The organism is Rahnella victoriana, from assembly GCF_004330295.1.
Classification (GTDB): Bacteria; Pseudomonadota; Gammaproteobacteria; order Enterobacterales; family Enterobacteriaceae; genus Rahnella; species Rahnella victoriana.
This window is the reverse complement of sequence record NZ_SJOJ01000010.1, coordinates 119,784-146,335: the sequence shown is the minus strand read 5'-3', so window position 1 is coordinate 146,335 and position 26,552 is coordinate 119,784. Positions and strand designations below refer to the sequence as shown.

The window sequence follows — 26,552 nt, the reverse complement described above, 5'->3', positions numbered from 1 at the left end:
AGTATTAAAGGCGGAAAACGAGTTCAACCGGCGCGTCCTAATCGCATTAACAAAGAGATTCGCGCGCAAGAAGTTCGCCTCACAGGCGTCGATGGCGAGCAGATTGGTATTGTCAGTCTGAATGAAGCTCTTGAAAAAGCTGAGGAAGCGGGCGTCGATTTAGTAGAAATCAGTCCGAATGCCGAGCCGCCAGTTTGTCGAATCATGGATTACGGCAAATTCCTCTACGAGAAGAGCAAGTCGACCAAAGAGCAGAAGAAGAAACAAAAAGTTATTCAGGTTAAGGAAATCAAATTCCGACCTGGTACCGATGATGGCGACTATCAGGTCAAACTACGCAACCTGATTCGCTTTCTGGAAGATGGCGATAAAGCCAAAATCACCCTGCGTTTCCGTGGGCGTGAAATGGCGCACCAACAGATCGGTATGGAAGTGCTTAACCGCGTCCGTAAAGACCTGTGTGAAGATTCTGAACTGGCCGTTGTCGAATCCTTCCCTACGAAGATCGAAGGTCGTCAGATGATCATGGTGCTCGCACCTAAGAAGAAACAGTAAGGCTTCCAAGTAATCCTGTTACGCGGTGTTCGCACCGCGTATGCTGGATTCGCCTTTCTGATTCATGTTAATAACAATGCGAAGTGGAATTTAAAATGCCAAAGATCAAAACAGTACGCGGCGCCGCTAAACGCTTCAAAAAAACCGCCAACGGTGGTTTTAAGCGTAAGCACGCAAACCTGCGTCATATTCTGACCAAAAAAGCTACTAAGCGTAAACGTCACTTGCGTCCAAAAGGCCTGGTATCCAAGAACGATTTGGGTCTGGTCTCTGCATGTCTGCCGTACGCATAAATACACTTTTTCATTTAGAATATAAAACTCAGGAGAGCATATGGCTCGCGTAAAACGTGGTGTGATTGCACGTGCACGTCACAAGAAAATCTTAAAACAGGCGAAAGGTTACTACGGTGCCCGTTCTCGCGTATATCGTGTTGCATTCCAGGCTGTTATCAAAGCTGGTCAATACGCTTACCGTGACCGTCGTCAAAAGAAACGTCAGTTCCGTCAGCTGTGGATCGCGCGTATCAACGCAGCAGCTCGTCAGAACGACATGTCTTACAGCAAATTCATTAACGGCTTGAAAAAAGCTTCTATTGAAATTGACCGTAAGATCTTGGCTGACATCGCAGTCTTCGACAAAGTGGTATTTGCCGCTCTGGTTGAGAAAGCGAAAGCAGCACTGGCGTAAGTCAGGTGAAAGAGGGAGCTTGCTCCCTCTTTTATATTTTGTGTTTAAAAACATTCTGTTTCGTTGTTTAATACCACCGGTAGTTTCGTTTGAACGTCAGCACAAGATTTCCAACCGATAAGGTAACGCAAGCATGAATGCTGCTATTTTCCGTTTCTTTTTTTACTTTAGCGCCTGACTCAGGAAGGCTTTCGCGCGTAAGAGAAGAAACGAAAAGTAGCGCCTAAGCCTCCCTCGTGGAGGCTTTTTTGTATCTGTGCTTTATACACTAAGGTTCAGGGTCAAAATCGCGCCCCTGATTAATCACGGTTATTTTACATCGGGCCATATTGGCCAGAAGAAGAGGAAAGCAATGCCACATCTCGCAGAGCTGGTTGCCAATGCCAAGGCAGCCGTAGAGAGTGCTCAGGATATCGCCGCGCTGGATAACGTGCGTGTCGAATATCTGGGTAAGAAAGGCCACCTGACACTCCAGATGACAACCCTCCGTGAATTACCTGCGGAAGAACGCCCGGCTGCGGGCGCGGTCATCAATGAAGCGAAAGCGCAGGTTCAGGAAGCCCTGAACGCGCGTAAAAATACGCTGGAGTCCGCCGAGCTGAACGCCCGTCTGGCGGAGGAAACCATCGACGTTTCCCTGCCTGGTCGTCGCATCGAAAACGGTGGCCTGCACCCGGTGACCCGTACTATCGATCGCATTGAAACTTTCTTCGGTGAATTAGGCTTTACCGTGGAAACCGGCCCTGAAATCGAAGATGACTATCACAACTTTGATGCGCTGAACATTCCGGGTCACCATCCGGCACGTGCCGACCACGATACTTTCTGGTTTGACGCCAGGCGTTTGCTGCGTACACAAACTTCCGGCGTTCAGATCCGTACAATGAAAGATCAGCAGCCGCCGATCCGTATCATTGCGCCGGGTCGCGTTTATCGTAATGACTACGACCAGACGCACACCCCGATGTTCCATCAGATGGAAGGTCTGATCGTTGATAAAGACATCAGCTTCTCCAACCTGAAAGGCACACTGCACGATTTCCTGAACAACTTCTTTGAAGCTGATTTGCAGATCCGTTTCCGTCCTTCCTATTTCCCGTTCACTGAACCTTCCGCTGAAGTGGATGTGATGGGTAAAAATGGTAAATGGCTGGAAGTGCTGGGTTGCGGCATGGTGCATCCCAATGTCCTGCGCAACGTCGGCATTGACCCGGAAGTCTATTCCGGTTTTGCCTTCGGCATGGGGATGGAGCGCCTGACCATGTTGCGCTATGGCGTGACAGACCTGCGTGCATTCTTCGAAAATGATCTGCGTTTCCTCAAACAGTTTAAGTAAGGCGGGAATATCACATGAAATTCAGTGAACTCTGGTTGCGTGAATGGGTAAACCCAGCCATCAGCAGCGAAGCATTATCAGACCAAATCACCATGGCCGGCCTTGAAGTCGATGGCGTGGATCCTGTTGCCGGCACATTTACTGGTGTCGTTGTCGGTGAAGTTGTCGAATGTGGTCAGCACCCGAACGCAGATAAACTGCGTGTCACCAAAGTGAATGTGGGCGGCGCTCGCCTGCTGGACATCGTGTGTGGCGCACCAAACTGCCGTCAGGGCCTGAAAGTGGCGGTTGCCACTGTGGGGGCTGTCTTGCCGGGTGATTTCAAAATCAAAGCCGCTAAGCTGCGTGGCGAGCCTTCAGAAGGCATGCTGTGCTCCTTCTCTGAGCTGGGTATTTCAGAAGATCACGACGGTATTATCGAATTACCGCTGGATGCACCCGTCGGTACGGATATCCGCGAATTCCTGAAACTGGATGACACCACCATTGAAATCAGCGTGACGCCAAACCGTGCTGATTGTCTGGGGATCCTCGGCGTGGCGCGTGATGTTGCGGTGATTAATCAGTTGCCGCTGGTCGAGCCGGAAATCAATCCGGTGAAAGCCACCGTTGATGCCACAATCTCCATTGATGTGCAGGCGCCACAGGCGTGTCCGCGTTATCTGGGTCGTGTTGTCAAAGGCATCAACGTTAAGGCGCCTACACCACTGTGGATGCGTGAAAAGCTGCGTCGTTGTGGCACCCGCTCTATTGATGCGGTAGTGGATATCACCAACTACGTGCTGCTCGAACTCGGTCAGCCAATGCATGCGTTCGACCTGAACCGCATCCAGGGTGGCATCGTTGTGCGTATGGCACAGCAGGGCGAACCGCTGACCCTGCTTGACGGCACGCAGGCGAAACTGAACGAAGATACGCTGGTTATCGCTGACCATGAAAAAGCACTGGCGATGGCCGGTATCTTTGGCGGCGAACATTCCGGTGTGAACGATGAAACGCAGGATGTTCTGCTGGAGTCTGCGTTCTTCGCGCCACTGTCCATTACTGGCCGCGCACGCCGCCAGGGGCTGCACACCGACGCCTCACATCGCTATGAGCGTGGTGTTGACCCGCAACTGCAATACAAGGCTATCGAGCGCGCTACCGCGCTGTTGCTGAGCATTTGTGGTGGTGAAGCCGGTCCGGTGATTGACGCATCTTCTGAAGAGCATCTGCCGAAAGCGGCGACCATCACGCTGCGTCGTGAAAAGCTGGATCGCCTGATCGGGCATCACGTTGAAGATGCACAGGTCACGGACATTCTGACCCGTCTGGGCTGCCAGGTTCAGCATCACGGCGATCACTGGGTGGCTGTGGCACCGAGCTGGCGCTTCGATATGCAAATCGAAGAAGATTTGGTGGAAGAAGTGGCCCGCGTTTACGGCTACAACAACATTCCTGATGTGCCGGTGAAAGCCAGTCTGGTGATGACTAAACACCGCGAAGCGAACCTGTCGCTGAAACGTGTGAAAAATCTGCTGGTTGACCGCGGTTTCCAGGAAGCGATTACCTACAGTTTTGTCGATCCAAAAGTGCAGGCTCTGCTGCATCCTGGCGAAGAAGCGCTGATTCTGCCTAGCCCGATCTCGGTAGAAATGTCCGCCATGCGTCTTTCCCTGTGGTCAGGTCTGCTGACTGCGGTGGTAAATAACCAGAATCGTCAGCAAAGTCGCGTGCGTTTATTTGAAAGCGGCCTGCGCTTTGTCCCTGATACACAAGCCGATTTGGGTATCCGTCAGGACGTCATGCTGTCTGGTGTGATCTCCGGCACGAAAAATGAAGAGCATTGGGATCTGGCGCGTCAGGCAGTTGACTACTACGATTTGAAAGGTGATCTTGAGGCTATTCTTGAGCTTACCGGCAAAATGAACGATGTACAGTTCAAGGTGGAAGCGAATCCTGCGTTGCACCCTGGACAGAGCGCAGCGATTTATTTACGCGGCGAACGTATTGGTTTCATTGGTGTAGTCCACCCTGAGCTGGAACGTAAACTCGATCTTAATGGTCGTACTGTGGTCTTCGAACTGTTATGGAATAAGGTTGTAGACCGCGTACTGCCTGATGCGAAAGAGATTTCTCGCTTCCCGGCGAACCGTCGTGACATCGCTGTTGTAGTCGCCGAAAACGTGCCCGCAGACGATATTTTGGCAGAGTGCAAGAAAGTTGGCGCAAATCAGGTAGTTGGCGTAAACTTGTTTGATGTGTACCGTGGCAAGGGCGTAGCTGAGGGTTACAAGAGCCTGGCTATCAGTCTGGTGTTGCAGGATACCGGCCGTACACTGGAAGAAGAGGAGATCGCCGCTACCGTTGCAAAATGTGTAGAGGCTCTAAAACAGCGATTCCAAGCATCCTTGAGGGATTGAACCTATGGCGCTTACTAAAGCTGAAATGTCAGAACACCTGTTTGAGAAGCTCGGGCTGAGCAAACGGGATGCCAAAGACCTTGTTGAAATATTTTTCGAAGAAGTTCGTCGTGCTTTGGAAAATGGTGAGCAAGTTAAACTGTCTGGCTTTGGCAACTTTGATCTGCGTGACAAAAACCAACGTCCGGGACGTAACCCGAAAACCGGTGAAGATATTCCGATCACGGCGCGTCGTGTGGTGACTTTCCGTCCGGGACAGAAATTGAAAAGTCGTGTAGAGAATGCCACGCCGAAAGAATAAGTGAAAACATCAAAAAGGCCGCGAGAGCGGCCTTTTTTTTCGCCTGCGATTTACGCCGCATTTCCCCGGTTATTTTGTGAGCACCTTCACAACTTTCCGGCCTGTCATTTTACGGATTTAAGTAATCAGCACAGGAAGTGAAAAGATAGTGTTAAGAGGGTGGGCGGTTCAGGATTAGTCTGATAGATTAAATTTCAAGGCAGGAAGAGCAGTGTGCTTTATTCTTTCTTCACAAGCCTGATAATAAAAAAGGGGCCGAAGCCCCAGGAGTCAATGACTCATATTGTTCAGTGAATAATGCGCGCACATTAATTACTGAAGCAAGGGTTCCGCAGAAATAACCGGGAACCCGAAGAGTATACTTTTTAGAATGTGATTAATGGTTATAGAACATACGAGGTCCGCCCGGACCACCACCACCGTGGCCACCACCGCCGTGACCGCCGCCACCACCAGGGCCCCAGAACGGAGGGAATAAACAGCCGCTGAGGCTGACGACGACCAGAGCCACGCTAAACAGAGCTAAAATACGACGCATAAAGTACTTCCTTTGTTTGAATAAACAGGGCGAGTATAAATAGAATGCAGCCAGGTTGTTGTCAGGCTTGCGTTAAGATTTGTTAGCGTCGTAATAAGAATTGAATAGATAATAAACTTCATCCTGTTGATGTATTTCAATCAGGATATGTTTGTATTGTTATTGTAAGGTCTCGGCAAGTTAACTGAAAATCCGCTCCTGTCTTATATTCTCTCCTCTTACCGCCTGATATAAAAAACACGTCATAAAAAATAAAGAAGGCGTGACTATCGTGAAAAAATCTCTCTTATTGCTTTGTTGTGCACTGGCGTTGCCTGTGATCGCGCAGGCAAATGTTTCTATTGACCTCAATGTACCTGGCGTATCACTTCACCTCGGGGATCAGGATCAGCGCGGTTACTACTGGGATGGTTATGACTGGCGTCCGCCGCAGTGGTGGCATGATCATCAGGGCCATCATTATGGTGAACGTAATGAGCATGGCATGTACTGGCATGGTAACCGCTGGGATGCCAAACCGCCGCAGCGCAGCCACGGTAATCCGGGGCACAACACGCCGCGTCCTCCGCAGCAGCCTCATAATCAGGGGCGTCCGAACGGCAATGACCATCATGATAACAACGGTCATCAGGGCGGCGGCAAGGATCAGCAGGGCGGTCATAACGATCATCAGGGTAACGGACAACCGATCCCGCCAAATGGTCATCAGGGCCACTGATCTTCCCTGTCAGGGGCAGTCAGTCCGAAGCCGGTGCTCAGTCACCGGCTTTTTTATTTCTCATTTGCCCATAATCCGGTTCAGCGCTAGAGCTAACTGCCTAATATCGGTAGGATAGTCAATTCCCGTCCGCCTCAGGAAACTGCACGTCATGCCTATCCCGCAGACTTTTTCTGCCCTTGAACATCAACAGAAATGTCGTGACCGTCGCTGGTTATACGGGCTGAGTCTGCTGCTTTTGCTGACCGGCGTACTCAGCCTCTGTGCGGGCGAGCGCTGGCTGTGGCCGGATCACTGGCTGAGCAGCGAGGCGCGTCTTTTTGTCTGGCAATTGCGTTTCCCCCGTGCCATCGCCGTGATCCTGGTCGGCGCGAGTCTGGCGGTCGCCGGAACCGTGATGCAGTCATTATTTGAAAATCCGCTGGCAGAGCCGGGGCTGCTCGGTGTGGCGAACGGTGCCGGTGTTGCGCTGGTAGGTTGCGTGATGCTCGGGCAGGGTATGTTACCCGTCTGGGTCATTAGTCTGGCCGCCGTGGCCGGTGCGCTGGTTGTGACATTCTTCCTGTTGTATATCGCCCGAAAACGCCTGCTGACGAATGCGCGGATGCTGCTGGTCGGGGTGGCGATTGGCATTGTGTGCAGTGCATTAATGACCTGGGCCATTTATTTCAGCAGCAATCTCGATTTACGCCAGCTGATGTACTGGATGATGGGAGGATTTGGCGGGGTCGACTGGAGCCAGATCTGGCTGGGATTAATGCTGCTGCCGGTGTTGATGTGGCTGGTGTGGCAGGGCAACACGCTGAATTTGCTCTCGCTGGGGACACAACAGGCGCGCCAGCTGGGGATATCGCTGAACGCCTGGCGCTATATTCTGGTGCTGGCTGTCGGCTGGATGGTCGGGCTGAGTGTCGCGCTGGCGGGGGTGATTGGCTTTATCGGTCTGGTGATCCCCCATATTCTCAGGCTGTGCGATATTACCGATCAGCGCCGCTTACTGCCTGCCAGCGCACTGGGCGGGGCGTCGGTGCTGTTGCTGGCGGATGTGCTGGCGCGCATTGGCTTATATGCCGCTGAGTTGCCGATTGGCGTGGTCACGGCCACGCTCGGCGCACCGGTATTCATCTGGTTATTAATCAGAACCGGACAAATCCGCTGATCCTTTGCAGCGTGTCGTCTATGCTGTTCCCTGAAACCCCCTTTACCTAACCTACACCTCTTAGGATAAACACGATGAGCAATGACATTTTTGATATCACCCTGAAAACGATCGATGGCGAAACGACTACGCTGGGCGCTTACAAAGGTTCGGTATTGCTGGTGGTCAACGTGGCTTCGCAATGTGGCCTGACCAAGCAATACGAAGGTCTGGAAAATATTTATCAGGCGTGGCATGACCGTGGCTTCGAAGTGCTGGGCTTCCCGTGCAATGAATTTGCCGGGCAGGAGCCGGGTACGGAAGAGGAAATCAAAACCTTCTGCACCGCCAATTTTGGCGTGAAATTCCCGATGTTCAGTAAAATTAACGTCAATGGTGAACAGCGTCATCCGCTGTACTCGGCACTGATTGCCGCCTGTCCGACAGCGGTAAAACCGGAAGACAGTGCCTTCTATGAGCGTCTTGCCAGCAAAGGTCGCCAGCCATTGAAACCGGATGACATCTTGTGGAACTTTGAAAAATTCCTGATTGGTCGTGACGGCACCGTGGTTCAGCGTTTTGCGCCGGATATGGCACCGGAAGATCCGATCCTGATGGAAACCATCAAAGCCGCTCTGGCGAAATGATTTACGCGTGAGAACACAGATGCTGGAATGTCGCGATATCACCGTTGAAGGCCGTCTGCGGGCCTTCACCACACAGATTGCGCCGGGCAAACGGATCCATATCATCGGGCCGAACGGTGCCGGAAAAAGCACCTTGCTGGCGCGGCTGGCGGGTATGTCCGGCGGTGGCGGTGAAGTGTTGCTCGACGGGCAGCCGCTGGCGGAGATTTCCGGTCCGCGGCTGGCCCGTCTTCGCGCCTGGTTATGCCAGCAACTGACACCGGCATCGCTGATGCCGGTATTCCAGTATCTTTCTCTTCACCAGCCACAACAAGCCGATCCCGCCGCACTGGAAAAGACCATCGCGCGGTTATGCAGTGCATTGCAGTTAGGTGACAAACTGGCGCGGCCGGTCACCCATCTGTCGGGAGGAGAATGGCAACGTGTCAGGCTGGCGGCGGTACTGTTGCAGGTCTGGCCGCAGGTGAATCCTGACAGCCAGATATTGTTTCTGGATGAGCCGATGAACAGTCTGGATGTGGCGCAGCAGCAGGCGCTGGATCAGCTACTGACGGAATTCTGTGCAAGCGGACGTTCGGTGGTGATAAGCGATCACGATCTCAATCACACCCTGCATTACGCGCATCAGGTGTGGTTAATGTCTTCCGGATCGGTCATTGCGGCGGGGGAATGTACTGCGGTGATGCAGGCGGAGATACTTTCCGGCGTCTATAACGTAGCATTTCAGATACACCAGATGGCTGGGCGGCAGTGGATAATGGCGACAGAAACATCGGTCAGCGTTTAATGTGTAGCGCTGTCATTATATAAATATTGCGTCTTCTTACCCTCAGGGACTTTACGTTGTTCGAAAAAAGAACAGTGTTTTCACTTTTTAAATAAAGTTCATTTTTAAAATAATCAGAGGAATAATTTATCTCTCTGTTTTTCTTGCTGTTTAATCTCTCCTTTTATTTATTTCCCCTTGATTTACTTTCTATTTAACTTCGCAATACTGGCAAATCCTTAAGGTTAAATTAAGCTTAAACCGACATCCTAAGAGTCATAAATTCAGGGCGGCGTTTACTTACGGTTAAATAAATGCGGTCTACAGTCGGTATGAGTTAATTACCTTTTCGGGATAGCGTAATGGAAAACTTTTTGCCTTTCTCTCGTCCTTCCATGGGCGAAGAAGAGATTGCGGCTGTTGGGCAGGTTTTACGTTCTGGCTGGATAACCACCGGGCCGCAAACACATCAGCTTGAACAGGATTTTTCTGCCGCTTTCGGTTGTAAACATGCCATTGCTGTCAGTTCCGCGACCGGCGGGATGCACGTGACATTAATGGCGCTGGGCATCGGTCCCGGCGATGAAGTCATTACTCCTTCCCAGACCTGGGTTTCGACCCTGAATATGATTGTTTTGCTCGGTGCAGAACCGGTCATGATCGATGTTGATCCGGACACCCTGATGGTCAGCGCCGACGCCATCGCTGCGGCGATCACCCCAAAAACCAAAGCCATTATTCCTGTCCATTACGCCGGTGCGCCGCTGGATCTTGACCCGATCTATGCCGTGGCCAACCAGCATGGTATCCCGGTCATTGAAGATGCCGCGCACGCGGCGGGCACAAAATACCGTGACCGCTGGATTGGCGCGCAGGGCACCGCGATTTTCTCCTTCCACGCCATCAAAAACATGACGTGTGCCGAAGGCGGTCTGATCGCCACCGACGACGATGCGCTGGCCGCTAAAGTCCGCGCCCTGAAATTCCACGGTCTGGCCGTTGATGCGTTTGATCGCCAGGTGCTGGGGCGGAAGCCGCAGGCGGAAGTGGTCGCGCCGGGGTTTAAATACAACCTGTCGGATATCCATGCCGCCATCGCCGTTGTGCAACTGAAACGTCTGGCACAAATGAATGCCCGCCGTGCAGAACTGGCGCAACGCTATATGGATAAATTACAGGGTTCGCCTTATCTGCCGATGCATGTGCCGGCTTATCCGCATCTTCATGCGTGGCACTTATTCATGATCCGTGTCGACGAACAACGTTGCGGCATCAGCCGTGATGATCTGATGGAACGCCTGAAAGAGCAGGGGATCGGAACCGGATTGCATTTCCGCGCAGCTCACACCCAAAAATATTACCGCGAACGTTATCCGCATCTGAATCTGCCAGCCAGCGAATGGAACTCGGCACGTCTGTGCAGTTTGCCTTTGTTCCCTGATATGCAGGACAGCGATGTGGACCGTGTTGTCGCGGCTCTCTTTTCCCTTCTGGAGGCGCAGTAGTGGCGCATTATGAACCCATTCGTAAAGTCTCGGTGGTCATCCCGGTCTACAACGAAGAAGAAAGCCTGCCTGCGCTTCTCTCGCGCACTCAGGCCGCATGTAAAGAATTAACCCAGCAATACGAAATCATCCTGGTGGATGACGGCAGTGCGGACAGCTCAGGCGACATGCTTTCCGCTGCGGCAGAACAACCGGACAGTCACATTATCGCCGTGCTGCTTAACCGTAACTACGGACAGCATTCCGCCATCATGGCCGGTTTCAGCCATGTGACGGGCGATCTGGTCATTACACTTGACGCTGATTTGCAAAACCCGCCGGAAGAAATTCCGCGTCTGGTGGCTAAAGCCGATGAAGGTTATGACGTGGTGGGCACGGTGCGCGCCAACCGCCGCGATTCCTGGTTCCGTAAAACCGCATCCAAAATGATCAACATGATGATCCAGCGTGCCACCGGAAAATCGATGGGAGATTACGGCTGCATGTTGCGTGCATACCGCCGCCACATTATTGAAGCCATGCTGCATTGCCATGAGCGAAGCACTTTTATCCCGATCCTCGCCAACACCTTTGCGCGTAAGACGGTGGAAATCCCGGTTCAGCATTCCGAACGTGAATTTGGCGATTCCAAATACAGTCTGATGAAACTGATTAACCTGATGTATGACCTGATCACCTGTCTGACGACCACGCCGCTCAGAATGCTCAGTGTGGTGGGCAGCGTGATTGCGCTCTTCGGTTTCCTGCTGGCCGTGTTCCTGATTTTAATGCGCCTTATCAACGGCCCGGAGTGGGCGGCGGAAGGCGTGTTCACGCTGTTTGCGGTGTTATTTATGTTTATTGGTGCGCAGTTTGTCGGCATGGGATTACTCGGTGAATACATCGGGCGGATCTATAACGATGTGCGCGCACGTCCCCGTTATTTCGTTCAAAAAGTCGTCGGCGTTCGTTCCGAAGAAAACAGTCAGGAAAAAGAGTGATGAAAGCGATTGTATTTGCCTACCATGATATCGGTTGCGTTGGTTTACAGGCTCTGGTTGATGCCGGTTACGACGTGCAGGCGGTGTTTACTCACACGGATGCCCCGAATGAAAACCAGTTCTTTTCTTCTGTTGCCCGTCAGGGGGCTGAATTAAATCTGCCGGTTTATGCGCCGGAAGATGTGAATCATCCGCTGTGGCTCGATCGCATCCGCGCTTTACAGCCTGATGTTATTTTCTCGTTCTATTACCGCAACATGCTGAGCGAAGAGATTTTATCTCTGGCCCCGCAGGGCGGGTTTAATCTGCATGGTTCATTACTGCCACGCTACCGTGGCCGCGCACCGGTGAACTGGGCGCTGCTCAGGGGTGAAACCGAGACCGGTGTGACGCTGCATAAAATGGTGAAACGCCCGGATGCGGGCGATATCGTCGGCCAGCGTAAAGTGACCATTGCGCCAGATGATACGGCCCTGACATTGCATGCCAAAGTGCGTGACGCGGCAAAAGCGTTACTGACTGATGTGCTGCCGGAGATGAAAGCGGGTGCGTTCACGCTGACGCCACAAGATGAAACACAGGCCACTTACTTTGGCCGTCGCACGGCCGCCGATGGTGAAATTCACTGGCACAAACCGGCCACTGACATTAACAACCTGATCCGCGCCGTCACCGAACCTTATCCGGGCGCGTTCTCTTTCCTCGGTCAGCGCAAACTGACGGTCTGGCGCGCGCGTCCGCTGGCAACTCAGCATGACAAACAACCGGGGACCGTGCTTTCTTCCGATCCGCTGACTATCGCCTGTGGCAAAGGCGCACTGGAAATTCTGGCCGGGCAGAGTGAAAACGGCCTGTACGTGCAGGGTTCCCGTCTGGCGCTGGAACTGGGCATCATGCCGGATATGCGCGTGGCGACATTGCCTACTGCGGCGATGAAACGCCGTACCCGCGTACTGATCCTCGGTGTTAACGGGTTTATCGGTAACCACCTGAGTGAACGCCTGCTGCGCGAAGATCGTTATGAAATTTACGGTCTGGACATCAGCTCTGACGCCGTCAGCCGCTTTATGGATAATCCGCACTTCCACTTTGTTGAAGGCGATATCAGCATCCATTCCGAGTGGATCGAATACCACATTAAAAAATGTGACGTCGTGCTGCCGCTGGTAGCCATCGCCACGCCAATCGAATACACCCGAAATCCGCTGCGTGTGTTCGAACTGGATTTCGAAGAAAACCTGAAAATCGTCCGCGATTGCGTGAAATACAAAAAACGCATCATCTTCCCGTCAACGTCTGAAGTTTACGGCATGTGTGATGACAAGGAATTCGACGAAGATCATTCCCGTCTTATCGTCGGCCCGATCAACAAACAGCGCTGGATTTACTCCGTATCCAAGCAACTGCTGGACCGGGTGATCTGGGCATACGGCGCGAAAGAAGGGCTGAAATTTACCCTGTTCCGTCCGTTCAACTGGATGGGACCCCGTCTGGATAACCTGGATGCGGCGCGTATCGGCAGTTCCCGCGCGATCACCCAGCTGATCCTGAATCTGGTCGAAGGTTCACCGATCAAACTGGTGGATGGTGGCGAACAGAAGCGTTGTTTCACCGATATCAACGACGGTATCGAAGCGCTGTTCCGCATTATTGAAAACCGCGACAACCTGTGTGACGGCCAGATCATCAACATCGGTAACCCGACCAATGAAGCGAGCATCCGTGAACTGGCCGAAATGCTGCTGAGCAGCTTCGAGGCGCACCCGCTGCGCGCGCAGTTCCCGCCGTTTGCCGGTTTCAATCTGGTGGAAAGCAGCACGTACTACGGTAAAGGTTATCAGGATGTAGAACACCGTACGCCGAGCATCAAAAATGCCCGCCGGTTGCTGGACTGGAAACCTGAAATCGGCATGGAGAAAACCGTCGCCGAAACGCTGGATTTCTTCCTGCGCTCTGTCAATCCTGATGCTGACAAAGCCTGAAACGGTGCCGGTCATGAAGAACGTGGGTCTGCGTATTGATGTGGATACCTGGAGCGGCACCCGGGAGGGTGTCCCTCAGCTTCTGCACACCCTTGCAAAACATAACATTACCGCCAGTTTCTTCTTCAGCGTAGGGCCGGATAACATGGGGCGCCATTTGTGGCGCCTGCTTAAACCGCGCTTTCTGTGGAAAATGCTGCGCTCTAATGCCGCGTCCCTCTATGGCTGGGATATCCTGCTGGCCGGTACGGCGTGGCCGGGCAAGCTTATCGCCAAAGATCTCGGTTATCTGATGAAAGAAACCACCAAACGCGGTCATGAAGTCGGGCTGCATGCGTGGGATCATCAGGGCTGGCAGGCGAAAGTGGGGAAGTGGTCCGATAAACAACTGGAAGAACAGATCCGGCTGGGGCTGGAGGCGCTGGAAAAAAGCCTCGGGCACGATGTCGAATGTTCAGCCGTCGCGGGCTGGCGCGCCGACGAGCGGGTGGTGGAAGTGAAAGAGCGTTTCCATTTCTACTACAACAGTGATTGTCGTGGTACGCACCCGTTCCTGCCGGTGCTGGAAAACGGCACGCCGGGCACGGTGCAAATTCCCGTGACATTGCCCACGTATGATGAAGTGGCGGGCGGGGAGATCACGGCAGATAACTTCAACGATTTTATTCTCGATGCAATAGAGAACGATCACGGCGTGCCGGTGTATACCATCCATGCCGAAGTGGAAGGCATGTCGCTGGCAACACAATTTGACGACTTACTCACCCGCGCGCAGGCGCAGGGGATCCGGTTTTGTACGCTGGGCGAGTTGCTGCCGCAAGATCTCAGTACGTTGCCAACAGGCAAAGTGGTTCGCGCCAGTTTCCCGGGCCGGGAAGGTTGGCTGGGCTGTCAGCAAGAAGGTTTTTCCTGATGTCAAAAACGATTAAAGGCGTATGGAGCACCCTGATTCTGGTGTTCTTTGCGCTGGTTTATCTTGTCCCTCTGAATACCCGCCTGTTATGGCAGCCCGATGAAACCCGTTATGCCGAGATCAGCCGCGAAATGCTTCAGCGCGGCGACTGGGTTGTGCCGCATCTGCTCGGGTTACGTTATTTCGAAAAACCGGTCGCCGGTTACTGGTTTAACAACTTCAGCCAGATGATTTTTGGTGACAGTAACTTTGCCGTGCGTTTTGGCTCGGTCTTCAGCACCGCGCTTAGCGCACTGCTGGTGTTCTGGCTGGCGCATCTGATGTGGCGTAATCGTCAGACCGCATGCACTGCAGTGCTGATTTATCTCTCCTGCACGCTGGTGTTCAGCATCGGTACTTACAGTGTGCTGGATCCGATGATTACGCTATGGATGACCGTTGCGATGGTCGCCAGCTATTTCTGTCTGCGGGTCTCGCGGACACCACAAAAAGCCGCGAGCTGGATCGCACTGGGGCTGGCCTGTGGTATGGGCTTTATGACCAAAGGTTTTCTGGCGCTGGCATTGCCGGTGATCGCTGTCCTGCCCATTATCTGGCGTGAAAAGCGTTTCAAAACCCTGTTTGGCTGGGGGCCGCTGGCGGTGCTCAGCGCCGTGATCCTCAGCATGCCGTGGGTGCTGGCGATCGCCCGCCGCGAGCCGGATTACTGGAATTACTTCTTCTGGGTCGAACATATTCAGCGTTTTGCTGAAGCCGATGCCCAGCATAAAGCGCCGTTCTGGTATTACCTGCCGGTACTGATCCTCGGTGCGTTACCCTGGGTGGGGTTGTTACCCGGCGCGCTGCGTGATGGCTGGACCAAACGCGTGATGCGTCCGGAACTGTTCTTCCTGTTGAGCTGGGCGGTGATGCCGCTGATTTTCTTCAGTATCGCCAAAGGCAAATTGCCGACCTATATCCTGCCGTGCTTTGCGCCGCTGGCTCTGCTGATGGCTGACCATCTGGAACAGATCCGTCAGTCCGGCAAACTGCGGGCGCTGAAAGCTAACGGCATCATCAATATTGTGTTCGGTGTGCTGATGGCGGTGGCGGTCCTGGTGATATCCGGTATTTTACCGGTTCACGTTAAGCCGGTATTTGGCCGCCCGGAGCTGCCACGGGCGCTGATTGGCATCCTGTGTTTTGCCGTCTGGGCGCTGGCCGGTGCGATGTCGCTGACCGATCTGAAAAAACGCTGGTATTGGGCGGCGGCCTGTCCGGTGGTGCTGGCGCTTCTGATCGGGCAGGCCATTCCGCAGAAAGTGATGGATTCCAAACAGCCACAGGTGTTTTTAGACAATAACATCGGATTGCTGCACGACAGCCGCTATATCCTTGCTGACAATGTCGGGGTGGCGACCGGACTGGCGTGGATGCTCAAACGCAGCGATATCATGATGTTTGACGAAAGGGGCGAGCTGCAATACGGTCTGAGTTATCCTGATGCACAGGCTAATTTCGTCGATGCCGCCGGATTCCCGGCATGGTTACAAAAGGCACGACAGCAGGGGAATATCTCCGTGATCATGAAACTCGATAAAAATGCCGTCTCCATCGGAAAACTGCCTCCGGCAGATGCGACAGTAAAAATGGATCGTATGGCTCTGCTGTTCTACAAAAAACTGCCATGACCGGATTTCTTCTGGTTCTCGCCGTCAGCGTCATCACCTGTGCCGGTCAGCTTTGTCAGAAGCAGGCCGCGCAGGTGGCGGGGCACGGCATGGCAGCCATTTTACGCTGGCTCGGGCTGGCGGTGCTGCTGCTGGGCATCGGTATGCTGTTATGGCTTCGGGTCTTGCAGTTGCTGCCCCTGAGTCTGGCCTATCCGATGCTCAGCCTTAACTTTGTCCTGATTACGTTGTGCGCCCGCTGGTTTTTCCATGAAGTGGTTGACGGACGGCACTGGTGTGGCGTCGCACTGATTATGTCGGGGATTGCGCTGATGAGTGTCAGCTTATGAAGGGCTATCTGTGGGGCGCGGGCAGTGTGTTACTGGTCACCGCAGCCCAGTTACTGATGAAATGGGGCATGGTGCAGATCCCGTCAGATGCACTGTCGCTGTGGCATGTTTCTTTTATTCTTAATAACTTACCCCCCCTGATCGCCGTGTTTCTTGGGCTGTGTGGTTATGTCCTATCGATGGGATGCTGGTTTTTTGCCTTACGCTATTTACCGCTTAACCGCGCGTATACGCTGCTCAGCCTGAGCTATGCGCTGGTGTACATCGCTGCCGTCACACTGCCGTGGTTCAATGAAAGCATCAGCTTAACCAAAACCCTGGGCGGTCTGCTTATCCTGTCCGGCGTCTGGCTGATCCACAGTAAACCGGTAAAAAAATCACACTGAATCGTTTTTGAGATGATAAAAAACATCATTAAATATTGGATGACGGATAAAATAGCGCTAAATTCTATTAGTTCTTAGATAACGGCGACTTATCCGGCCCGCGCAACCCTTCGCGTTCTGGTCATGCCGTGACGCTATTCGAGAAGGAATGCACTATGCGCTGGTCGTCCGTATCCATGTATTCCCTGCTGGCTGTTGCCGCGTTAATTCTTAACGGTTGCAGCAGCCACGCCCCGCCGCCAAGTGGCCGGTTTGCCGATTCGATTACCGTGGTTGCCGAGCTTAACGATCAGCTCAGCCAGTGGCACGGTGCACCTTATCGCTACGGTGGATTGCAGCCGAGCGGCGTCGACTGTTCAGGCTTTGTCTTCCGCACTTACCGCGACCGTTTTGGCGTCGTGCTGCCCAGAACCACGGCTGACCAGACTAAAATCGGCACCAAAGTGTCCCGCGATGAACTGTTGCCCGGAGACTTAGTGTTCTTCAAAACCGGCAGTGGCGAAAATGGCCTGCACGTAGGCATCTATGACACCGCCGATCAGTTTATTCATGCCTCCACCAGCCAGGGTGTAACGCGGTCCTCACTGGACAACGTTTACTGGCGCAAAGTGTACTGGCAGGCGCGCCGCATCTGACGCGGCGTTAAATCGCATTCCCCCTGATTTCACTGCGTATTTCATCCTGATTTTTGCTGTTATTATCCGGACAGACTCTTTCAGGATGAATATGCGATGAAACCTCTCAGACTATTACTTTCCGACTCTTATGATCCCTGGTTCAATCTGGCGGTGGAAGACTGCATCTTTCGCGAGATGACCACGCAGCGGGTGTTATTCCTCTGGCGTAATGCTGAAACTGTGGTGATCGGGCAGGCGCAAAACCCGTGGAAAGAATGCAACACCCGCCGGATGGAAGAAGACGGCATCCGGCTGGCGCGCCGCAGCAGCGGCGGCGGGGCGGTTTTCCACGATCTGGGCAATACCTGCTTTACATTTATGGCAGGCAAGCCGGAATACGATAAAAGCGTCTCCACCGGCATTATCCTGAACGCATTAAACTCGCTCGGTATTCAGGCCAGCGCCTCAGGCCGCAACGATCTGGTGGTACAGACTGCGGAAGGTGAGCGGAAAATCTCCGGCTCGGCGTACCGTGAAACGGCTGACCGGGGATTTCATCATGGCACGCTGCTGCTCAATGCCGATCTCAGCCGTCTGGCAAATTATCTCAATCCCGATGTGAAAAAATTACAGGCGAAAGGCATTACCTCGGTGCGCTCACGGGTGGCCAATCTCAGCGAATTTGTCCCGGAGATCAACCACGAGCAAATTTGCGAAGCCGTCACCTCGGCTTTCTTTGACTGGTACGGTGCGCGCGTTGAACCTGAAATCATCTCACCGGATGTTTACCCGGACATTCCCGGATTCCCTGAGCGGTTTGCCAAACAAAGTAGCTGGGAATGGAATTTCGGTAAGGCACCGGCTTTCAGCCATCTGCTGAATGAGCGTTTTGTCTGGGGCGGTGTGGATATTCACTTTGATGTGGAGAAAGGCAATATCAGCCGCGCACAGATTTTCACTGACAGCCTGAATCCGGCACCGTTGCTGGCCCTGGCCGATGCGCTGGCGGGAACGCGCTACCATGCGCAGGATGTGGCTCTGACCTGCCAGAACGTCATGGCGCAGTACCCGTCGATGCGGGCAGAACTCGCCGAACTGCAAAACTGGCTGGTGCGTTGTGTGCAGTAGTGGTCCCGTGCAGACATAACGCAAATAAACTTCGATTTATTATCGTGTTAGAAAAATAACCCATTAGTCCGAAAAAGCCACATTGTACGCAGTGTGGCTTGCGCAATATTTCATAAGCCACTATAACCATTAGCTAAAATATTCAGTGACATGCTTTATTGTGCGTTAGCACAAATTCTGAGCGGAATTCTTGTTGAAATAAGTCTGACAGCGTTCACCGTGCAAGTTGCGCGTTTTCATGGCTGACGATAAGATTAGTCTGAAACCCCTGTATCTGCTGACATAACCCTCAAAAAGAAGGTGTTAAGGGGAAACGCACAATTAAAAACATTTGATTTCGCAGCCGTTCGCGTGGTCTGTGCAGCACATTTACAACCGGACAAGCTCTTTCTTGATATCAATTTCTCTAACGTTTCGGTTATGCCTCGGGGCTCCGGCATCATGATGATCTGATTGATAGTCAAAAAAGTTATTAATCAATACGCAGTGCCGTTGACGTTTTGGACAAAAATGAAAATACAATTCGATACGGCCTTTAACAGCAGCTACCTGTGCCAGCCGATCTACTCGGTCGGGGGGAAATTACTGGCGGTTGAACTCATTTGCCGCTTCTCCAGCACAGACAGTAAGTTAGTCATGCCCACGGAACTGGTGCTCAACTTGTTGACCCGCCAGCAATTACTGCGCTTTCTCACTGAGCAACAGTGTTGGGCGGATGAGCATGCTCAATGGTTTAACGATAATCAGGTCATATTGAATATCGCCGTTGAGGAAAAACAGGTGGCGTTGTTGCTGGAAGATGACGGGCTTCGCAATGCTCTTAAGGCTCATACCTTCATTCATCTTAATCTGAGTGAATCTTTTCCACGTCTTGCTGAAGGCAGAAATAACCCACAACTTATCGCCCTGAAGCAGCATTTCCCTTTATGGCTGGACAATTTTGGTTCAGGCAATATCACCATGGCACCGATTTTTGATCATCTGTTCCAGTGGGTGAAGCTGGATAAAAACCTGTTCTGGCAGCTTTGCGAAGGTGAAAATTTTACTATCGTAATGCCGTCTCTGATCCGAAACGTTAACCGGTTTTGCCGCAACGTGGTGGTCGACGGACTGGATAATCAGGACTATTTTGAGGCGCTGCGCAGAACCGAGGTTCAGGGCTTAAAAGGTCTGCTGTGGCCGGGCGTAGAGCCTGCCGAACTGGACCGCCTGCTGGTACGGCCTGCCCAATTTCATTAATTGCCATCACCCGCATACAGAACGACATCCCGGTCAGCGCCTGCTGCACCGGGATTTTTTGCCTCTGCATTCGCTAATCTCCCTGCGGTTAGTCCGTGTTAATCGCGGCATTGCAGTCCTACACTATTAAAAAGGGGGATTTATGCCGCAATTTGAACATCATTATGCTGACCAGTTGCCGGGTTTTTACACGGCGCTGCAACCGACGCCACTCAAAGGCGCCCGGCTGCTTTATCACAGTGAACCGCTGGCGCGGGAACTGGGACTGGAAGACGCGCTTTTCGATACCGCGCACCGTGGATACTGGTGCGGTGAAACATTATTCCCCGGCATGCTGCCTCTGGCGCAGGTTTACAGCGGGCATCAGTTCGGGCAATGGGCCGGACAACTCGGTGACGGGCGCGGCATTTTACTGGGTGAGCAGGTTTTGCCTTCCGGAAAGCGTCTGGACTGGCATCTGAAAGGTGCGGGGCTGACTCCCTATTCGCGGATGGGCGACGGGCGTGCCGTATTACGTTCGGTGGTGCGTGAATTTCTGGCTTCCGAAGCCTTGCATCATCTGTCGATACCGACCACCCGCGCACTGACGATCGCCACCAGCGACCAGCCGGTCTTCCGCGAGCAGCCGGAGCGCGGCGCGATGCTGATCCGTGTGGCGGAAAGTCACGTCCGTTTCGGCCATTTTGAACATTTTTATTACCGTAAACAGCCGGATCAGGTGAAGCAGCTGGCCGATTATGTCATTGCGCATCACTGGCCGCAGTTACTGGAAAGTGAACCGGCAGAGGCTTCGCGTTATCAGCAATGGTTTACGGATGTCGTTGAACGAACCGCCAGGCTGATTGCGCAATGGCAGAGTGTCGGGTTTGCTCATGGTGTGATGAACACCGATAACATGTCGATTCTCGGGCTGACCATTGATTACGGCCCTTACGGATTCCTCGATGATTATCAGCCGGGTTACATCTGTAATCATTCTGATCATCAGGGTCGCTACAGCTACGATAATCAGCCCGCCGTGGCGTACTGGAACCTGCATCGTCTGGCACAAACGCTTTCTGGCCTGATGTCTGCGGAACAGTTGCAAAGCGCGCTGGGTGCCTATGAACCGGCACTGATGAAAGCCTATGGCACGCTGATGCGCGGCAAGCTGGGATTCTTTAGCGAGAACAAACAGGATAATGACCTGCTGACCGGCCTGCTCAGTCTGATGGCGAAGGAAGGCCGGGATTTCACCCAAACCTTCAGATTGCTCAGCCAGACAGAACAGCAACAGGCTTCCTCCCCGTTGCGTGATGAATTCATTGACCGTGCGGCTTTCGACAGCTGGTATCAGGCGTATCGCCAGCGCCTGCAAACGGAAGAGGTGGATGACGCCACGCGGCAGGATGCGATGAAACAGAGCAATCCGCGGGTGATTTTGCGTAATTATCTGGCGCAGCAAGCCATTGAAAGGGCAGAAGAAGATGACATCAGCGTGCTGACGCAACTGCATCAGGCGCTGCGTGATCCATACAGCGATGCGCCGCAATATGACGAGATGGCGGCGCTGCCGCCGGACTGGGGAAAACATCTCGAAATATCCTGCTCAAGTTGACATAAAAAATGCCACATCTGCTGTGGCATTTTTTTATTTCCGCTGACCGGGGCCGGATCTACTGGCGCAAAAACACCTGAGGCAGCGCCGTTTCCGGATGCGGACAGACATTCAGATCGGCCTGATACCAGCGACTCAAAATCCCTTCACTCAGCACTTCGGCAGGCGTACCGCTGGCGACCACGCTGCCGCTGTGCAACAAAATGATCCGGTCAGCATACAGTGCGGCAAGATTCAGATCGTGCAGCACGCAACACACGGTCAGTGGCGTCTGCCGGGTTAACTGACGCAGCAGACGCAATGAACGTTGCTGATGGTATAAATCCAGCGCCGAGGTCGGCTCATCGAGAAACAGCCAGCGCGGCGAGGGCTCAGGCTGCCACAGCTGGATCAGTACCCGGGCAAGCTGAACGCGTTGTTGCTCACCGCCGGAAAGATGGCGGTAATCGCGTTCAGCGAGACTCAGGCAGTCCGTCTGCGCCATCACTTCCGTCAGCGCGCGCTGCATATTTTGCTGTCCGTGAGGTGAGCGCCCCAACGTCAGCACTTCCCGCACCGTGAAACCAAAGGCTAATGTGTTGTTCTGGCGCATAACGGCGCGTGTCCGGGCCAGTTCCTGCGCGGTCCATTCGGTGAGGGGTTTTCCCAGAAGCAAGCACTGGCCTGACTGCGGCGTCAGATAACCGGTCAGTATCCGCATCAGTGTCGATTTTCCGGCACCGTTTGGCCCGATCAGCGCCACCATTTCGCCGCTTTGCAGACTGAGCGACACATCATTGATCAGGCGACGCCCGCCGGCGGAATAGGAGAGGTTTTCTGCATGCATTGATGAACTGAAATCAGACATTGCGCGGCACTCCTGAACGCAGGATCAGCCATAAAAAGTATGGACCGCCGATCAGGCTGGTCAGCAATCCCACCGGCATTTCAGCCGGCGCCACCAGCGTGCGTGCCAGGGTATCGGCCAGCAACAGCAGACAGGCACCCGCCATCGCTGAACCCGGCAGCAGCCAGCGGTGATCCGCGCCGATACGCATGCGCAACAGATGAGGGATCACCAGACCGATAAAGCCGATCACACCCGACACCGCCACTGCCGCGCCCACCAGCAGGGCACTGAGCAACAGCAACTGCAACTGAGTGCGACGGACGTTGACGCCCAGATAGTGCGCATCCTCCTCACCCAGTTGCAAAATATTCAGGCGGCGGGCCATAAACATGGCGGCGACACAGGCGGGCAGGATCAGCGAGGCGGCGACGGCCAGCGTAGGCCATTGCGCCTGTCCCAGACTGCCCATGCTCCAGAGAGAGAACTGGCGTAACTGCTGATCATCACTGACATAGGTGAGCACGCCGACCGCCGCGCCGCACAGCGCATTGATGGCAATCCCCGCGAGCAACAACCGGGACAACCCGCCATGCCCGAAACGGCTCAGCGTAAAGACAATGGCGGAAATCGCCAGACTGCCAATAAATGCGCTGATCATGTGGCTGTAAAGCGCCAGCAAGGGCGGCAGCGCCAGTGGCATGACAATCGTCAGCGCCACGGCCAGCGCAGCTCCGCTGCTGATACCAAGCAAACCCGGATCCGCCAGCGGATTGCGGAACAGTCCCTGCATTACTGCGCCGGAACAGGCCAGCGCACACCCGACCACCACCGCGAGTAACACTCTTGGCAGGCGGATAGTCAGCCAGACCTGCCACAAACCATCATCAAATGGCCGCGTGAACAAGGTTCTCAGTGACAGGGACATGGCGCCGGTATTGGTTGCCAGAACCGCCAGTACCAGCAGAGCACCGCCGAGGCCGATCAGCGCCCAAACCGGCGAGCGGCGTCGTGATGGCATTGGAGGGCTCATGCTGCTCATGGGTGCTGTTCCGCTGCCTGACGAAGCTGCGCCATCACGGCCGGGGTCTGCAGGCCGAAGCCCAGCAATGACATATCATCCAGCACCAGCACGCGCTTGTTTTTGCCCGCAGGCGTCATGGCCACACCCGGTAACTTCCACACCTGATCCATTCCGCCCAGTGATTTGACGCCGTCTGACGTCAGCAGAATGATATCCGGCGCGCTGGCGATCACACCTTCCTGCGAGAGCGGGCGATAACGGCTGAAACCCTGCATGGCATTTTGCGCACCGACGGAGGTGATCATCGCATCTGCGGCGGTATTCTGACCGGCCGCCATCGAGGACATGCCACCGTGACTCATCACAAACAGCATTTTCACCGGCAGGGCATCGTGATGAATGGCAGCAATCTGAGCACGATACGTCGCGATCAGTTTGTCACCTTCTGCCTGACGGCTCAGCGCCGCAGCAATCACCTCGATTTTTTTCGGCACGGTATCAGCAGAAGGCGTGCCCGGGACCCGGACAACCTTCACGCCGTTTTGCTCCAGTTGCTGTAATACCAGCGAAGGCTCAGCCAGTTCACTGCTCAGCACCAGCGAAGGGTGCATGGACAGAATGCCTTCCGTGTTCAGTTGGCGCATATAGCCGACATCCGGCAGCGCCAGTACCGCCTGCGGATGCAGGCTGGTGCTGTCACGGGCGACCATCTCATTGCCTGCACCCAGCGCGTAGACAATCTCAGTAACATCGCCACCGATGCTGATCAGCTTTTCAGCCGCCTGCAACGCCGGAGCCGCCAGCAAAACAGCGGCAGCCATCAGTGTTTTCAGCGTGTATTTCATGCGGCAACGCCTTCATGACTGAGCTGAGCCAGCTGCTCGCGCCACTGCGTTTGCTCCGGATTGCCTTCGGTGCGCTGACCATAAAGTTGCGCGATCTGGGTGCCATCGGCAGCGAACAATTCCAGACTGGTCACGAAACCGTCTTTGGTCGGCTTACGGGTGATCCAGCTTTGTGCAATGGCACTTTCTACCAGATGCAGGGTGAAGCGTGAGTTAAAGACGTTAATCCATTCACCGTGCGGCATGACTTTTTCAATCTGCCCGGTGAAGATCTGCACACAGCCACGGTTACCGACGAAAATCATAATTTCATTCTGGTCTTCTTTGGCGATGTTCAGTAAGCGGGTCAGCGAACCATTTTCGACACGCCATGCCAGATCGTCACCGACAGCCTGGAAAGCCTGCTGACGGGTGATGTCATGGCGTTTCAATAACTGGAAGAACTGATGAACGTCGGTCATTGCGCGCCAGTCAGCATCGATAGCCTGGGCATCGGCGGCATTCAGGGCAGGTACTGCCGGCGCGGCTTCAGGCTGCAACGGCGGGTTAACATCACTTTTGTACTGCGCGATCAGCGCGTCCCATGCCGCCATATCGGTTTCATCAGTGTTATAGACTTTATGCACCGCATCGCCTTGCGCATCGAAGAACTGAATGCTGTGACGCACACCACGGGCCGTGGTTTCTGACATGCTGAAAATATGCTGCCAGTGTTGCAGGAACAGACGCAGATCCAGCGCACGCGGGTTAAGGATCAGACCTGCATGGCCGTTCAGATGTTGGTTCTCGTAACGCCCCTGTTGTTCATGCACTGCATAGTCGTTACGGGTAATGGATTTGGTGCCACCGACATTTTCCAGCGCAGCGAGGAGCGTGCGGGCATCAACATCCAGTCGTGAGGCATCGTGGGAAACGCGCAGGGCGGTTAATTCCGCTTCGCTGATCCCCAAAATTTCCGCCAGATCGCGGGCATATTTACCGGGATTGGCTTCTTTGGCCTGTAAATAGTCCTGATAGTGAACTGAATGCATTGCTGTCTCCTCGTTTTCTAAAGTCATCCGCGCGGGGCGCGGATAAAAACTCGCGATGTTATGTGAATGATTTGTAAAAATATTCGGGTCAGAAGCCCGGATTATCCATGGATAGTAATGGGAATTAATATCAATTTGATAATCATTATCAAATCATTACCAGAACACATCAAGGAAATTTTTGTGGCGGGAATGTAATTATTCGCTGATAACCTCTTCATTTAAGAGGGGAAGCGGCATTTAAGAAAGTGAAACAAACAGTGCTGACAGGGTGTCAGCCATAAGACGAGAGTAAAAAGGGCAACATTTGTTGCCCTCAGTCAGGTTACAGCGAGGTGATCAAAAGCGGCTGTCGGTGGCGTTTGCCAGCATCTCCAGCAAGGTTTCGGTATCTTCCCAGCTCAGGCAAGGATCGGTAATCGATTTGCCGTAAACCAGTGGCTTACCCGCGACGATAGGCTGAGTGCCTTCAACCAGGAAGCTTTCCGCCATAATGCCCGCAACGGCGGTCGAACCGCTGATGATTTGCTGGCAAATATCGTCTGCCACTTCCAGCTGACGGCGGTGCTGTTTCTGGCAATTGCCATGACTGAAATCGACCACCAGACGCTGAGGTAAATCGAATTCCGCCAGATTCAGACAGGCTTGCTCAAGATCATCCGCATGATAATTCGGCTTTTTACCTCCACGCATAATCACATGCCCGTAAGGGTTACCGGCGGTGCGGTAAATGGTCATCTGACCATTTTTGTCCGGCGACAGGAACATATGGCTGGTGCGTGAAGACCGGATCGCATCAATGGCGATACGGGTGTTGCCATCCGTCCCGTTTTTGAAACCTACCGGGCAAGACAGCGCCGATGCCATTTCGCGATGGATCTGGCTTTCCGTGGTGCGGGCACCGATGGCACCCCAGCTGATGAGGTCGGCAATATACTGGCCGATCACCATATCCAGAAACTCAGTGGCGGTCGGGATACCCATCTGGTTGACGGTCAGCAGCACTTTACGCGCCAGCTCAATACCGTCATTAACCCGGCAAGACCCGTTGAGTTCCGGGTCTGAGATCAGGCCCTTCCAGCCGACAACAGTACGTGGCTTTTCAAAGTAGGTACGCATGACGATTTCAAGACGGTCCTGATACTTTTCACGCATTACGCTGAGCTTACCCGCGTAATCAATAGCCGCTTCGATATCGTGGATAGAGCAGGGACCGACAACGACCAGCAACCGCTGATCTTCACCACTGATAATCTTTTCAATCCGTTTACGTGATTCCATCACGTGTTGTGCGACCGACGGGGAAATTGGCAATTTGTCTGCCAGTGCCTGAGGCGTGATCAGGCTGTCGATGCGCGTCGTACGCAGTTCATCTGTTTGTGACATCGT

Annotated in this window: 27 protein-coding genes and 1 other annotated feature; of the genes, 22 read left to right on the top strand and 5 right to left on the bottom strand. The window is 53.6% G+C overall.

The genetic code is table 11. The features are described from left to right. Positions 1 to 3 precede the first annotated feature (3 nt). The 22 genes from infC to EYY67_RS10550 all read left to right on the top strand — a co-directional run bounded on the left by infC (position 4) and on the right by EYY67_RS10550 (position 21,437). The gene (infC, locus tag EYY67_RS10655; RefSeq protein WP_013576136.1) at positions 4 to 555 is read left to right on the top strand and encodes a translation initiation factor IF-3; all 552 of its coding nucleotides are present in this window, start codon (positions 4 to 6) and stop codon (positions 553 to 555) included. A gap of 95 nt (positions 556 to 650) precedes the next feature. After that, positions 651 to 848, top strand: coding sequence for a 50S ribosomal protein L35 (gene rpmI, locus EYY67_RS10650; RefSeq protein ID WP_013576135.1), 198 nt, complete (start codon positions 651 to 653; stop codon positions 846 to 848). Positions 849 to 888: 40 nt separating this feature from the next. Then, a complete protein-coding gene (gene rplT, locus EYY67_RS10645) occupies positions 889 to 1,245 on the top strand; it encodes a 50S ribosomal protein L20 (RefSeq protein WP_056773451.1) in 357 nt (118 codons plus the stop codon). Between the two features lie 128 nt (positions 1,246 to 1,373). Beyond that, positions 1,374 to 1,498, top strand: a sequence feature (Phe leader region). After that, positions 1,379 to 1,423, top strand: a complete 45-nt coding sequence (pheM, locus tag EYY67_RS24500; protein ID WP_106120997.1) for a pheST operon leader peptide PheM — start codon at positions 1,379 to 1,381, stop codon at positions 1,421 to 1,423. (Overlaps the previous feature by 45 nt.) A 99-nt stretch (positions 1,499 to 1,597) precedes the next feature. Continuing rightward, a complete protein-coding gene (gene pheS, locus EYY67_RS10635) occupies positions 1,598 to 2,581 on the top strand; it encodes a phenylalanine--tRNA ligase subunit alpha (protein ID WP_095921434.1) in 984 nt (327 codons plus the stop codon). A gap of 14 nt (positions 2,582 to 2,595) precedes the next feature. Then, positions 2,596 to 4,983 (top strand): phenylalanine--tRNA ligase subunit beta, encoded by a 2,388-nt coding sequence (pheT, locus tag EYY67_RS10630; RefSeq protein WP_131693476.1) that lies wholly within the window; start codon positions 2,596 to 2,598, stop codon positions 4,981 to 4,983. Positions 4,984 to 4,987: 4 nt separating this feature from the next. Continuing rightward, positions 4,988 to 5,284: an integration host factor subunit alpha gene (gene ihfA, locus EYY67_RS10625; protein WP_004089944.1), complete on the top strand. Its 297-nt coding sequence runs from the start codon at positions 4,988 to 4,990 to the stop codon at positions 5,282 to 5,284. A gap of 809 nt (positions 5,285 to 6,093) precedes the next feature. After that, complete coding sequence (locus EYY67_RS10620) at positions 6,094 to 6,540, top strand: DUF2502 domain-containing protein (RefSeq protein ID WP_131693475.1); 447 nt, start codon at positions 6,094 to 6,096, stop codon at positions 6,538 to 6,540. Between the two features lie 151 nt (positions 6,541 to 6,691). After that, positions 6,692 to 7,699, top strand: coding sequence for a vitamin B12 ABC transporter permease BtuC (btuC, locus tag EYY67_RS10615; protein ID WP_131693474.1), 1,008 nt, complete (start codon positions 6,692 to 6,694; stop codon positions 7,697 to 7,699). A 74-nt stretch (positions 7,700 to 7,773) separates the two neighbouring features. Further along, positions 7,774 to 8,325: a glutathione peroxidase gene (locus tag EYY67_RS10610; RefSeq protein ID WP_131693473.1), complete on the top strand. Its 552-nt coding sequence runs from the start codon at positions 7,774 to 7,776 to the stop codon at positions 8,323 to 8,325. Positions 8,326 to 8,344: 19 nt separating this feature from the next. Beyond that, a complete protein-coding gene (btuD, locus tag EYY67_RS10605; RefSeq protein ID WP_119826296.1) occupies positions 8,345 to 9,112 on the top strand; it encodes a vitamin B12 ABC transporter ATP-binding protein BtuD in 768 nt (255 codons plus the stop codon). 341 nt (positions 9,113 to 9,453) lie between these two features. After that, positions 9,454 to 10,596, top strand: a complete 1,143-nt coding sequence (gene arnB, locus EYY67_RS10600; RefSeq protein WP_131693472.1) for a UDP-4-amino-4-deoxy-L-arabinose aminotransferase — start codon at positions 9,454 to 9,456, stop codon at positions 10,594 to 10,596. Next, positions 10,596 to 11,576 (top strand): undecaprenyl-phosphate 4-deoxy-4-formamido-L-arabinose transferase, encoded by a 981-nt coding sequence (gene arnC / locus EYY67_RS10595; protein ID WP_119826292.1) that lies wholly within the window; start codon positions 10,596 to 10,598, stop codon positions 11,574 to 11,576. Before arnB ends, arnC begins: the two co-directional genes overlap by 1 nt. Continuing rightward, positions 11,576 to 13,558, top strand: coding sequence for a bifunctional UDP-4-amino-4-deoxy-L-arabinose formyltransferase/UDP-glucuronic acid oxidase ArnA (gene arnA, locus EYY67_RS10590; protein ID WP_131693471.1), 1,983 nt, complete (start codon positions 11,576 to 11,578; stop codon positions 13,556 to 13,558). Before arnC ends, arnA begins: the two co-directional genes overlap by 1 nt. A 13-nt stretch (positions 13,559 to 13,571) precedes the next feature. Continuing rightward, complete coding sequence (arnD, locus tag EYY67_RS10585) at positions 13,572 to 14,471, top strand: 4-deoxy-4-formamido-L-arabinose-phosphoundecaprenol deformylase (RefSeq protein ID WP_095925099.1); 900 nt, start codon at positions 13,572 to 13,574, stop codon at positions 14,469 to 14,471. Beyond that, the gene (gene arnT, locus EYY67_RS10580) at positions 14,471 to 16,141 is read left to right on the top strand and encodes a lipid IV(A) 4-amino-4-deoxy-L-arabinosyltransferase (protein ID WP_119826287.1); all 1,671 of its coding nucleotides are present in this window, start codon (positions 14,471 to 14,473) and stop codon (positions 16,139 to 16,141) included. The genes arnD and arnT overlap by 1 nt, the downstream gene beginning before the upstream one ends. Continuing rightward, entirely contained in the window at positions 16,138 to 16,470 is a 333-nt protein-coding gene (gene arnE / locus EYY67_RS10575; RefSeq protein WP_095921444.1) for a 4-amino-4-deoxy-L-arabinose-phosphoundecaprenol flippase subunit ArnE, read from the top strand. The genes arnT and arnE overlap by 4 nt, the downstream gene beginning before the upstream one ends. Continuing rightward, the gene (gene arnF / locus EYY67_RS10570) at positions 16,467 to 16,856 is read left to right on the top strand and encodes a 4-amino-4-deoxy-L-arabinose-phosphoundecaprenol flippase subunit ArnF (RefSeq protein WP_131693470.1); all 390 of its coding nucleotides are present in this window, start codon (positions 16,467 to 16,469) and stop codon (positions 16,854 to 16,856) included. Before arnE ends, arnF begins: the two co-directional genes overlap by 4 nt. A gap of 155 nt (positions 16,857 to 17,011) precedes the next feature. Further along, positions 17,012 to 17,491 carry an NlpC/P60 family protein gene (locus tag EYY67_RS10565; protein ID WP_082465713.1) on the top strand — a complete coding sequence of 160 codons (480 nt, stop codon included), beginning with the start codon at positions 17,012 to 17,014 and terminating at the stop codon, positions 17,489 to 17,491. Between the two features lie 96 nt (positions 17,492 to 17,587). Then, a complete protein-coding gene (lplA, locus tag EYY67_RS10560; RefSeq protein ID WP_095921447.1) occupies positions 17,588 to 18,601 on the top strand; it encodes a lipoate--protein ligase in 1,014 nt (337 codons plus the stop codon). Between the two features lie 510 nt (positions 18,602 to 19,111). Continuing rightward, positions 19,112 to 19,840: an EAL domain-containing protein gene (locus EYY67_RS10555; protein WP_119827410.1), complete on the top strand. Its 729-nt coding sequence runs from the start codon at positions 19,112 to 19,114 to the stop codon at positions 19,838 to 19,840. A gap of 142 nt (positions 19,841 to 19,982) precedes the next feature. Then, a complete protein-coding gene (locus EYY67_RS10550; RefSeq protein WP_131693469.1) occupies positions 19,983 to 21,437 on the top strand; it encodes a protein adenylyltransferase SelO in 1,455 nt (484 codons plus the stop codon). Between the two features lie 58 nt (positions 21,438 to 21,495). On the opposite strand, the gene EYY67_RS10545 is transcribed toward EYY67_RS10550, so the two are convergent. The 5 genes from EYY67_RS10545 to EYY67_RS10525 all read right to left on the bottom strand — a co-directional run bounded on the left by EYY67_RS10545 (position 21,496) and on the right by EYY67_RS10525 (position 26,549). After that, a complete protein-coding gene (locus EYY67_RS10545; RefSeq protein WP_131693468.1) occupies positions 21,496 to 22,284 on the bottom strand; it encodes a heme ABC transporter ATP-binding protein in 789 nt (262 codons plus the stop codon). Beyond that, positions 22,277 to 23,284, bottom strand: a complete 1,008-nt coding sequence (locus EYY67_RS10540; protein ID WP_119826279.1) for a FecCD family ABC transporter permease — start codon at positions 23,282 to 23,284, stop codon at positions 22,277 to 22,279. The genes EYY67_RS10545 and EYY67_RS10540 overlap by 8 nt, the downstream gene beginning before the upstream one ends. Positions 23,285 to 23,301: 17 nt before the next feature. Beyond that, entirely contained in the window at positions 23,302 to 24,132 is an 831-nt protein-coding gene (locus EYY67_RS10535; protein ID WP_131693467.1) for a heme/hemin ABC transporter substrate-binding protein, read from the bottom strand. Continuing rightward, entirely contained in the window at positions 24,129 to 25,163 is a 1,035-nt protein-coding gene (locus EYY67_RS10530; RefSeq protein WP_131693466.1) for a hemin-degrading factor, read from the bottom strand. The genes EYY67_RS10535 and EYY67_RS10530 overlap by 4 nt, the downstream gene beginning before the upstream one ends. 339 nt (positions 25,164 to 25,502) lie before the next feature. Then, positions 25,503 to 26,549: a 3-deoxy-7-phosphoheptulonate synthase gene (locus tag EYY67_RS10525; protein WP_095921453.1), complete on the bottom strand. Its 1,047-nt coding sequence runs from the start codon at positions 26,547 to 26,549 to the stop codon at positions 25,503 to 25,505. Between the last annotated feature and the right edge of the window lie 3 nt (positions 26,550 to 26,552).

Excerpts from the sequence above, each read along its gene's own strand:
- EYY67_RS10545 (WP_131693468.1), bottom strand. The coding sequence starts at position 22,284 with ATGTCTGATTTCAGTTCATCAATGCATGCAGAAAACCTCTCCTATTCC.
- arnF (WP_131693470.1), top strand. The coding sequence starts at position 16,467 with ATGAAGGGCTATCTGTGGGGCGCGGGCAGTGTGTTACTGGTCACCGCA.
- arnT (WP_119826287.1), top strand. The coding sequence starts at position 14,471 with ATGTCAAAAACGATTAAAGGCGTATGGAGCACCCTGATTCTGGTGTTC.
- EYY67_RS10525 (WP_095921453.1), bottom strand. The coding sequence starts at position 26,549 with ATGTCACAAACAGATGAACTGCGTACGACGCGCATCGACAGCCTGATC.
- EYY67_RS10530 (WP_131693466.1), bottom strand. The coding sequence starts at position 25,163 with ATGCATTCAGTTCACTATCAGGACTATTTACAGGCCAAAGAAGCCAAT.
- EYY67_RS10540 (WP_119826279.1), bottom strand. The coding sequence starts at position 23,284 with ATGCCATCACGACGCCGCTCGCCGGTTTGGGCGCTGATCGGCCTCGGC.
- pheT (WP_131693476.1), top strand. The coding sequence starts at position 2,596 with ATGAAATTCAGTGAACTCTGGTTGCGTGAATGGGTAAACCCAGCCATC.
- arnE (WP_095921444.1), top strand. The coding sequence starts at position 16,138 with ATGACCGGATTTCTTCTGGTTCTCGCCGTCAGCGTCATCACCTGTGCC.
- arnB (WP_131693472.1), top strand. The coding sequence starts at position 9,454 with ATGGAAAACTTTTTGCCTTTCTCTCGTCCTTCCATGGGCGAAGAAGAG.
- EYY67_RS10535 (WP_131693467.1), bottom strand. The coding sequence starts at position 24,132 with ATGAAATACACGCTGAAAACACTGATGGCTGCCGCTGTTTTGCTGGCG.
- EYY67_RS10550 (WP_131693469.1), top strand. The coding sequence starts at position 19,983 with ATGCCGCAATTTGAACATCATTATGCTGACCAGTTGCCGGGTTTTTAC.
- EYY67_RS10565 (WP_082465713.1), top strand. The coding sequence starts at position 17,012 with ATGCGCTGGTCGTCCGTATCCATGTATTCCCTGCTGGCTGTTGCCGCG.
- lplA (WP_095921447.1), top strand. The coding sequence starts at position 17,588 with ATGAAACCTCTCAGACTATTACTTTCCGACTCTTATGATCCCTGGTTC.
- arnA (WP_131693471.1), top strand. The coding sequence starts at position 11,576 with ATGAAAGCGATTGTATTTGCCTACCATGATATCGGTTGCGTTGGTTTA.
- btuD (WP_119826296.1), top strand. The coding sequence starts at position 8,345 with ATGCTGGAATGTCGCGATATCACCGTTGAAGGCCGTCTGCGGGCCTTC.
- rpmI (WP_013576135.1), top strand. The coding sequence starts at position 651 with ATGCCAAAGATCAAAACAGTACGCGGCGCCGCTAAACGCTTCAAAAAA.
- rplT (WP_056773451.1), top strand. The coding sequence starts at position 889 with ATGGCTCGCGTAAAACGTGGTGTGATTGCACGTGCACGTCACAAGAAA.
- EYY67_RS10555 (WP_119827410.1), top strand. The coding sequence starts at position 19,112 with ATGAAAATACAATTCGATACGGCCTTTAACAGCAGCTACCTGTGCCAG.
- btuC (WP_131693474.1), top strand. The coding sequence starts at position 6,692 with ATGCCTATCCCGCAGACTTTTTCTGCCCTTGAACATCAACAGAAATGT.
- arnD (WP_095925099.1), top strand. The coding sequence starts at position 13,572 with ATGAAGAACGTGGGTCTGCGTATTGATGTGGATACCTGGAGCGGCACC.
- pheS (WP_095921434.1), top strand. The coding sequence starts at position 1,598 with ATGCCACATCTCGCAGAGCTGGTTGCCAATGCCAAGGCAGCCGTAGAG.
- EYY67_RS10610 (WP_131693473.1), top strand. The coding sequence starts at position 7,774 with ATGAGCAATGACATTTTTGATATCACCCTGAAAACGATCGATGGCGAA.
- ihfA (WP_004089944.1), top strand. The coding sequence starts at position 4,988 with ATGGCGCTTACTAAAGCTGAAATGTCAGAACACCTGTTTGAGAAGCTC.